This window comes from Bradyrhizobium sp. (assembly GCF_049586575.1).
Classification (GTDB): domain Bacteria; phylum Pseudomonadota; class Alphaproteobacteria; order Rhizobiales; family Xanthobacteraceae; genus Bradyrhizobium.
The window spans coordinates 1-5015 of record NZ_JBAVCF010000766.1 but is presented as its reverse complement, the minus strand read 5'-3'; the positions used below and the strand labels follow the sequence as shown (position 1 = coordinate 5015).

At 60.7% G+C, this 5015-nt stretch carries 5 protein-coding genes and 1 pseudogene; 3 read left to right on the top strand and 3 right to left on the bottom strand.

Annotated features, from left to right (window positions below):
- From WB528_RS27500 to WB528_RS27490, 3 genes are all read left to right on the top strand, one after another.
- Nucleotides 1-1355, top strand: a 1355-nt coding sequence (locus WB528_RS27500; protein WP_423892491.1) for a leucyl aminopeptidase, incomplete at its 5' end; no start/stop codon positions are given.
- Nucleotides 1352-1804, top strand: a complete 453-nt coding sequence (locus WB528_RS27495; RefSeq protein ID WP_423892490.1) for a DNA polymerase III subunit chi — start codon at nucleotides 1352-1354, stop codon at nucleotides 1802-1804. The genes WB528_RS27500 and WB528_RS27495, both read left to right, overlap by 4 nt.
- A 176-nt stretch (nucleotides 1805-1980) precedes the next feature.
- Entirely contained in the window at nucleotides 1981-2493 is a 513-nt protein-coding gene (locus tag WB528_RS27490; protein ID WP_423892492.1) for a hypothetical protein, read from the top strand.
- Between the two features lie 15 nt (nucleotides 2494-2508).
- Here WB528_RS27490 and WB528_RS27485 read toward each other — a convergent pair whose 3' ends face one another.
- From WB528_RS27485 to WB528_RS27475, 3 genes and pseudogenes are all read right to left on the bottom strand, one after another.
- Nucleotides 2509-4389 carry an ABC-F family ATP-binding cassette domain-containing protein gene (locus tag WB528_RS27485; protein ID WP_423892489.1) on the bottom strand — a complete coding sequence of 627 codons (1881 nt, stop codon included), beginning with the start codon at nucleotides 4387-4389 and terminating at the stop codon, nucleotides 2509-2511.
- 68 nt (nucleotides 4390-4457) lie between these two features.
- Nucleotides 4458-4661, bottom strand: a complete 204-nt coding sequence (locus tag WB528_RS27480; RefSeq protein WP_423892488.1) for a hypothetical protein — start codon at nucleotides 4659-4661, stop codon at nucleotides 4458-4460.
- Nucleotides 4662-4857: 196 nt separating this feature from the next.
- Nucleotides 4858-5015, bottom strand: a pseudogene (locus WB528_RS27475) (sulfur globule protein precursor); the annotation flags it as partial.

Below are 5015 nucleotides of genomic sequence, written 5' to 3'. Positions count from 1 at the left end.
AAACCAATCAGTTCAAAGGAAAAAACGGATCGATTCTCGACATTCTGGCGCCGCAGGGTCTCAAGGCCAAGCGCCTCATTGTGGTTGGGGCGGGCAAACCGGCCGAACTGAAGGACCGCGATTTTCTGAAACTCGGCGGCACGCTCGCCGGCAAGCTGAAGGCCGGGCGCGACCCGGTCAGCGTTATCGCCGAATTGCCGAAGGGCACGATGAGCTCCGATCAGGCCGCCGCGGTCGCCGCCGGCATCCGGCTGCGCGCCTATAAATTCGATCGTTACAAGACCAAGAAAAAGGAGGGCGAGGAGCCGACGTTACGCGCCAACGTGTCGATCGCGGTCGGTGATGCGGCTGCGGCTCGCAAAGCCTTTGTGCCCAACGCGCATGTTGTCGATGGCGTCATCGCCGCGCGCGACCTCGTCAATGAACCGCCGAACGTGTTGTTTCCCGTTGAATTCGCGCGACGCGCCGGTCGGTTGCGCAAGCTTGGCGTGACGGTCGATGTACTCGACGTCAATGCCATGAAGAAACTCGGAATGGGTGCGCTGCTCGGTGTGGCCCAGGGCTCCACGCAACCCGGCCGGACCGTGATCATGCGCTGGAACGGCGGCAAGCGCGGCGAACAGCCGGTAGCCTTTATCGGCAAGGGCGTTTGCTTTGATACCGGCGGCATTTCGATCAAGCCAGCCGGCAGTATGGAAGACATGAAGGGCGATATGGGCGGGGCGGCTTGCGTCGTCGGATTGATGCAGGCCTTGGCCGCGCGAAAAGCCAAGGTCAATGTAGTCGGCGCGATTGGCCTGGTGGAAAACATGCCCGGCGGAAACGCCCAGCGTCCAGGCGATATCGTGACCTCGATGTCCGGCCAGACCATCGAAATCATCAACACCGATGCCGAAGGGCGGCTGGTGCTGGCGGATGTGCTTTGGTACGTGGCCAAGAAGTTCAAGCCGAAATTCATGGTCGACCTTGCCACGCTGACCGGCGCCATCATGGTGGCGCTGGGCACTGAATATGCAGGTCTGTTTTCCAACAATGACGAACTGGCCGAGCGTCTGGTCACGGTGGGACTTGCGACGGGCGAACGCGTCTGGCGCATGCCCCTCGGCCCCGAATACGACAAGCAGATCGATTCGCAATTTGCCGACATGAAAAACACCGGCACTCGAAACGGCGGATCGATTACCGCGGCGCAATTCCTGCAACGTTTCGTCGACGGCACACCATGGGCCCACCTCGACATCGCGGGAACCGCGATGGGGGCGCCAAAAACCGAGATCAACCAGAGCTGGGGTTCAGGCTTCGGTGTTCGCCTGCTGGATCAACTGGTGGCCGAGCATTACGAAGCCAAACGATGACGGAAGTTCTGTTTTACCATCTGCAAGATATGACGCTGGAAAACGTGTTGCCGCCGCTGCTCGAAAAGTCCCTGGAACGCGGCTGGCGAGTCGTGGTGCAGTCGAATTCGGAGGAACGAACCGAGGCTCTCGATGCTCATTTGTGGACCTATCGCGAGGATTCATTCTTGCCGCACGCGAGCTGGCGCGTTGCCGATGCTGAGGATCAGCCGATCATTCTGGTCGTCGAAGACAGCAACCCCAATCGAGCCAATGTAAGGTTTCTGGTCGACAATGCTCCCTTGCCGGCGAACTCGGATATCTACGACCGCCTCGTTCTGCTTTTCAACGGCGACGATGCCGATGCGCTCGCTGCGGCACGTCAGTCGTGGACCGACTGCAAGACGCGGGGATTCGATGTAACCTATTGGCAGGCCGACGAACGGGGTCGGTGGCAGAAGCGCGATTAGCCTGTTCCGCTATTAATGATAAACTATGGTTTTGGGCCGTGAGCCTGTATAAGGCCACGGTCGCGCCGCAAAGTGATGGTCGGACAATCGCTTGGGGCAAGGGTGAGATCCAGTTCGTCGTGCAAGGAAAATACCCTCTTCGGAAATCAGTGCTGGCGCTGCTTCTGTTTGCTCCCATGCTGGCGGGCTGCGGAGCCACGACTTCCGATATCTTTTCGTCCGATCTGCTGTCGAAGGATGCCGAATGGTTTTCAAGAAGCGGCAGGCTTTTCATCAAGAACGTGTCGATTGATACGCCGCCGCTCACGCCCGACAAGCCCGTTACGCCCGAAGATCTCGTCAGCGCCGAAGGCTTCTGCCCAGGAATGGCGTCCGCGAATGCTCCGACAAATGCCAACGCATCGTCGGATGGAACGGCGGGTCCCGCACCGACCCCCACCGGCACGGTTGCACTTGGCCATACTGAATGTGACGTCGTCCGCGGCGTAGGCGCGCCCAACTCTGTCAACATCTCCAGGAACGAGCGCGGCGATCGCCTCGCGGTAGTCAATTTCTCGCAAGGTCCGCGCGCCGGTATTTACACCTTCACTGCGGGGCGGCTTACCTCCGTAGAGCGAGGGGCTGAGCCGGTAGCCGAGCCGAAGCCCACCAAGCCGAAGAAGAAAAAGCCGGCGCCCGCGCAGACCTGATCGCGTTCGATCCTGCTAGGCCTGCTGGGTCGCCTGATCGATTTCCGAACTCGCTGCCAGCCACTCCTCTTCGGCTTTCATCAGAGCCTCCGCAGCACTCGCGCGCGCCTTGCTGAGCTGGGCGGCCTGTTTCGGATCGCGTGTGAACAGATCTGGTAGTGCGAGTGCGGCATCGATCTTCGCGATGATGCCGCTGATGCGGGTCATTTCGGCTTCTGCGTCCGCAATCCTCTTTTTGGGCGCAGTGCGTTTTTCCTTCGCGCGAGACGAATTCGTGTCGTTTCGACCATTCCGTTCGGGCCCGCGTTCGCGCGGAGCGGCTTGCGCGCCGCGTGCCGATAACACCGTCCGCCGGTAGTCGTCGAGATCGCCATCATAGCTCGTCACCGTGCGGTCGGCGACGACCCATAGCCGATCGGCACAGGCTTCGATCAGGTAGCGGTCATGGGAGACCATGATGACGGCGCCGGGAAATTCGTTGATGGCCTCGGCGAGTGCCGCGCGGCTGTCGATATCGAGATGGTTGGTAGGCTCGTCCAGAATGATCATGTTGGGGCCGAAGAAAGTCGCAAGCCCCAACAGCAGGCGGGCCTTTTCGCCGCCAGACAAATTCCTCACCAGCGTGTCGCCGGCCTTGCCCGAGAAGCCGATGGCGCCGGTGCGTCCGCGCACCTTGCTCTCGGGCGCATCAGGCATCAGCCTGCGGACGTGATCATAAGGCGACGCATCAAGATTGAGTTCATCGACTTGATGCTGGGCAAAGTAACCGACCGAGAGCTTTTCGGCCCGGGTGATTTTCCCGGAAAAAGGCGAAAGCCTGCCCGCAAGCAGTTTGACCAGCGTCGACTTGCCGTTGCCGTTGGCCCCCAACAGCGCAATGCGGTCGTCGTTGTCGATCCGCAGTGTCACGCGGTTGAGGACGGGCTGCTTCGGGTCGTAGCCGACAGACACCTCGTCGACCGCGATGATCGGTGGAGATAGCGTTTTTTCCGGTTGCGGGAATACGATCTCATGCACGTCCTGCGTGACGAGCGCCGTCACCGGCTTCATTCGCTCCAGCATCTTGACGCGCGATTGCGCCTGGCGGGCTTTGGAGGCCTTGGCCTTGAAGCGGTCAACGAAGGCTTGCAGCCGCTTGCGCTCCTCGGCCTGCCGCTTGGCATGCTTGGCGTCCAGCAGTTCGCGCGTGGCGCGCTGCTCCTCGAATGAGGAATAGCTGCCCTTGTAAAGTGTGAGCTTGCCGCGATCCAGATGAAGGATCTGATCGACCGATGTCTCCAGCAGGTCGCGGTCGTGGCTGATGACGATGACGGTGCGCGGGTAATTGGCGAGATGATCTTCCAGCCAAAGCGTACCTTCGAGGTCGAGATAGTTCGTGGGTTCGTCCAGTAACAGGAGGTCGGGCGCCCCGAACAGTGTTGCGGCAAGTGCCACGCGCATCCGCCAGCCGCCGGAGAATTCCGAGCATGGCCTGTTCTGGTCTTCGGATGAAAATCCGAGGCCGCTCAGGATCGCGGCCGCACGTGCCGGCGCGGAATGGGCGTCGATGTCCACCAGCCGGGTTTGAATTTCCGCGATGCGGATGGGGTCGTGTGCCGTCTCGGCTTCGCGCATCAACGCCTCGCGCTCGCGATCGGCTTGCAGCACGACCTCGATCAGCCGTTCAGGCCCGTCAGGTGCTTCCTGTGCAAGGCTGCCAATGCGCCAGCGCGGCGGAAGCGCGATGCTGCCGCTTTCCGTCGGCAGATCGCCGCGGATCGCGTGAAACAGCGTTGATTTACCGACGCCGTTGCGGCCGACGAAGCCGACACGTGCGCCGGGTACGATTTGTACCGAACTGTGGTCGATCAGAAGACGCCCGGCGATCCGGACCGAGATGTCGGTAAGGGCAAGCATGCGGGCTTTTCACCGCAGCCGTCGCAAAACGCAACCCGTATGTTGGTCCGGGCGTTCGGAAAAACAGGCTAACGCTTGTCGTGCCAATTAGGCTTCACGCCGCCGGTCTCATCGCGTCTTCGCAATTCGTCGACGAGATGCAGCAAATGAGACGACATACCCGAATCGGGCCGGAGGATCTGCTGGAGACCTTCGCCCACAGCGTCGCAGATCGATTTGCTCGACTTGTGGTCGAGCGACTCAACGCCTTCGTCTGTGTGCGCAATTTTCATAACCGGTTCCGTGCCCTGATGATGTCAATCAGGTGACGGCGTACCAAGTCTTTGGATCGGAATTGGTTTCCGGTTATCGGCGGGTCCTGGCTAATTTGGCTAATTTTCAATAAATAATCTACGTCGCCGGAGGGAACGCTCGAGACCCCGACTGAAAACAGTCGGGGTCCTTGATGCCGGATATCGCTCGTCGAACTCAGTAGCAGCGGTTGATGAGGCGCCAGCGAGGTCCGAAGGGGGTCGGAACCAGCCGCCGCACGTAACAGCCACCATACCCGTAGCCATAGTAAGCCGGGCCGCCGACAAAGAAGCGCGGTCCGCCCCAGCCACGATGCGATCCGCCGTGCCAACCAC

Coding starts and splice junctions, on each gene's coding strand:
- WB528_RS27485 (WP_423892489.1), bottom strand. CDS start 4,389: ATGCTTGCCCTTACCGACATCTCGGTCCGGATCGCCGGGCGTCTTCTG.
- WB528_RS27490 (WP_423892492.1), top strand. CDS start 1,981: ATGCTGGCGGGCTGCGGAGCCACGACTTCCGATATCTTTTCGTCCGAT.
- WB528_RS27495 (WP_423892490.1), top strand. CDS start 1,352: ATGACGGAAGTTCTGTTTTACCATCTGCAAGATATGACGCTGGAAAAC.
- WB528_RS27480 (WP_423892488.1), bottom strand. CDS start 4,661: ATGAAAATTGCGCACACAGACGAAGGCGTTGAGTCGCTCGACCACAAG.